This window comes from Pseudomonas mosselii, from assembly GCF_005796105.1.
GTDB classification, from domain to species: domain Bacteria; phylum Pseudomonadota; class Gammaproteobacteria; order Pseudomonadales; family Pseudomonadaceae; genus Aquipseudomonas; species Aquipseudomonas mosselii_C.
Map to the genome: position 1 here is coordinate 1 of NZ_VAUO01000048.1, position 545 is coordinate 545.

General features: G+C 58.7%; 1 protein-coding gene. It reads left to right on the forward strand.

Annotation, left to right across the window (positions count from 1 at the left end; all coding sequences use genetic code 11):
* Positions 1–545 (forward strand): EF-Tu/IF-2/RF-3 family GTPase (locus FEM01_RS24015; RefSeq protein WP_138221892.1); only part of this gene is annotated, 545 nt, incomplete at both ends.

Consider the following 545-nt stretch of genomic DNA (forward strand, 5'->3'; position numbering starts at 1 on the left):
CAGCCGTTCCTGATGCCGATCGAAGACGTGTTCTCGATCTCGGGTCGTGGTACCGTTGTTACCGGCCGTATCGAGCGTGGTATCGTCCGCGTTCAGGATCCGCTGGAAATCGTTGGTCTGCGTGACACCACCACCACCACCTGCACCGGCGTTGAGATGTTCCGCAAGCTGCTGGACGAAGGTCGTGCTGGCGAGAACTGCGGCGTTCTGCTGCGTGGTACCAAGCGTGACGACGTTGAGCGTGGCCAGGTTCTGGTCAAGCCAGGTTCGGTCAAGCCGCACACCAAGTTCACCGCAGAAGTCTACGTCCTGTCGAAGGAAGAAGGCGGCCGTCACACTCCGTTCTTCAAAGGCTACCGTCCTCAGTTCTACTTCCGTACCACTGACGTGACCGGTAACTGCGAACTGCCGGAAGGCGTTGAAATGGTAATGCCAGGTGACAACATCCAGATGACTGTCACTCTGATCAAGACCATCGCAATGGAAGATGGCCTGCGTTTCGCCATCCGTGAAGGCGGTCGTACCGTCGGCGCCGGCGTCGTAGC